At 74.2% G+C, this 2696-nt stretch carries 2 protein-coding genes; both read left to right on the forward strand.

Annotated elements, in window-relative coordinates; all coding sequences use genetic code 11:
* The first annotated feature begins 307 nt into the window (after positions 1–307).
* Positions 308–1576, forward strand: a complete 1269-nt coding sequence (locus tag ACI783_RS19740) for an aspartate kinase (RefSeq protein ID WP_457142027.1) — start codon at positions 308–310, stop codon at positions 1574–1576.
* A complete protein-coding gene (locus ACI783_RS19745; RefSeq protein ID WP_457142028.1) occupies positions 1573–2604 on the forward strand; it encodes an aspartate-semialdehyde dehydrogenase in 1032 nt (343 codons plus the stop codon). Before ACI783_RS19740 ends, ACI783_RS19745 begins: the two co-directional genes overlap by 4 nt.
* Positions 2605–2696: the final 92 nt, after the last annotated feature.

The following is a 2696-nucleotide window of genomic DNA, read 5'->3' on the forward strand; positions in this document are numbered from 1 at the left end:
CCCCCCCCCCCCCCCCCCCCCCCCCCCCCCCCCCCCCCCCCCCCCCCCCCCCCCCCCCCCCCCCCCCCCCCCCCCCCCCCCCCCCCCCCCCCCCCCCCCCCCCCCCCCACGACTGTGCCGGAGGAGGTGTGCTGGGACCGGCCGGCCGGCCGGCCGGCCAGCCAGCCAGCCAGCCAGCTGGCGGCGGCGCACATGCGCGCGGCCCGGGCGGTCACCCGTCGTCCTCCCCATCCCACCTGCTGGACAGCAGCGGCGGCCGGCGACCAGTGGCGGCGGCTCCCGGCGACGGCGCCGGTAGCCTTGCGCCGTGGCCCTGGTCGTGCAGAAGTACGGAGGCTCCTCCGTCGCGAACGCCGAGCGCGTCAAGCGCGTCGCCGAACGCATCGTCGAGGCGAAGAAGAACGGCGACGACGTCGTCGTGGTCGTGTCCGCCATGGGCGACACGACCGACGAACTGCTAGACCAGGCAAGCCAGATCACCGCGAACCCGCCGGGCCGCGAGCTGGACATGCTGCTCACCGCCGGCGAGCGGATCTCCATGGCGCTGCTGGCGATCGCCATCTCCACGCACGGCTACGAGGCGCGGTCGTTCACCGGGTCGCAGGCGGGGGTCATCACGACCTCCAGCCACGGCAAGGCCCGGATCATCGACGTCACCCCCGGCCGGCTGCGGGACGCCCTCGACGAGGGCTCGATCGTCATCGTCGCCGGGTTCCAGGGCGTCAGCCAGGACACCAAGGACGTCACCACCCTCGGGCGAGGCGGGTCGGACACCACCGCGGTCGCGGTCGCCGCCGCCCTGCGGGCGGACGTCTGCGAGATCTACACCGACGTCGACGGCGTGTTCACCGCCGACCCGCGGATCGTCCCGAACGCCAAGCGGCTGGAGACCATCACCTACGAGGAGATGCTCGAGCTCGCCGCCTCCGGGGCCAAGGTGCTCATGCTCCGCTGCGTCGAGTACGCCCGCCGCTACGGCATCCCGGTGCACGTGCGCAGCTCCTACTCACAGCTCCCCGGCACGATCGTGGCCGGCTCGATGGAGGACCTCACCGTGGAACAGGCGATCATCACCGGCGTCGCGCACGACCGGAGCGAGGGCAAGATCACCGTCTCCGGGGTGCCCGACCGGCCCGGTGAGGCGGCGCAGATCTTCCGCGTGCTGGCCGACGCCGAGGTCAACATCGACATGATCGTGCAGAACGTCTCCGCCGAGGCCAGCAAGCTGACCGACATCTCCTTCACCCTGCCGGTGAGCGACGGCCCCACCGCGCTGGCCGCCCTGGAGCGGGTCAAGCACACCGTCGGCTACACCGACGTCAGCTTCGACCAGCACATCGGCAAGGTCTCCCTGGTCGGCGCCGGCATGCGCTCGCACCCGGGCGTCTCGGCGAAGTTCTTCGGCGCCCTCGCCGACGCCGGGGTGAACCTCGAGCTGATCAGCACCTCGGAGATCCGCATCTCCGTCGTCTGCCGCGACACCGACGTCGACCTCGCGGTCCGCGCGGTGCACGACGCGTTCGACCTCGGCTCGGACCAGGCCGAGGCAGTGGTCTACGGAGGTACCGGGCGATGAGCCGTCCACTGCACCTGGGGATCGTCGGCGCGACCGGCCAGGTCGGCGTGGCGATGCGCTCGATCCTGGCCGAGCGGAACTTCCCGCTCGCGTCGATCCGGTTCTTCGCCTCCGCCCGTTCGGCCGGCAGCACGCTGCCCTGGGGCGACGGCGAGATCGTGGTCGAGGACGCCGCCACCGCCGACCCGACCGGGCTGGACGTCGCGCTGTTCTCCGCCGGCGCCTCGACCTCGCGGGCCCAGGCCCCCCGGTTCGCCGCGGCCGGCGTCACCGTCATCGACAACAGCTCCGCGTTCCGCCGCGACCCGGCGATCCCGCTGGTCTGCAGCGAGGTCAACCCCGGGGACATCGCGCTGGCCGCCGAGGGCCGGATCATCGCCAACCCGAACTGCACCACGATGGCCGCGATGCCGGTGCTCAAGCCGCTGCACGACGAGGCCGGGCTGACCCGGATCGTGGCCAGCACCTACCAGGCCGTCTCCGGCTCCGGTGTCGCCGGCGTCCGGGAGCTGCACGGGCAGGCGCTCGCCGTCGCCGAGAAGGCCGACGCGCTGGCCTACGACGGGTCGGCCGTGGCGTTCCCGGACCCGGGCGTCTACGTCGCGCCGATCGCGTTCAACGTGCTGCCGATGGCCGGCTCGGTCGTCGACGACGGCTCCTTCGAGACCGACGAGGAGCAGAAGCTCCGCAACGAGAGCCGCAAGATCCTCGGCATCCCCGAGCTGCGGGTGTCCGGCACCTGCGTGCGGGTGCCGGTCTTCACCGGGCACTCGCTGTCGCTGAACGTCGAGTTCGCCGAGCCGCTGTCGGTCGCCCGCGCGACCGAGCTGCTGTCGACCGCGCCCGGCGTGCAGCTGGCCGACGTCCCCACCCCGCTGCAGGCCGCCGGCACCGACCCCAGCTACGTCGGCCGGATCCGCCAGGACGGCGACCGCGGGCTGGCGCTGTTCGTCAGCAACGACAACCTGCGCAAGGGCGCCGCGCTGAACACCGTGCAGATCGCCGAGCTCATCGCCGCCCAGCGCTGACCCCGGTGGGGGGGGGGGGGGGGGGGGGGGGCGGGCGGGGGGGGGGGGGGGGGGGGGGGGGGGGGGGGGGGTGGGGGGGGGGGGCGGGGCCG

It is taken from the genome of Modestobacter sp. SYSU DS0511 (assembly GCF_054050755.1).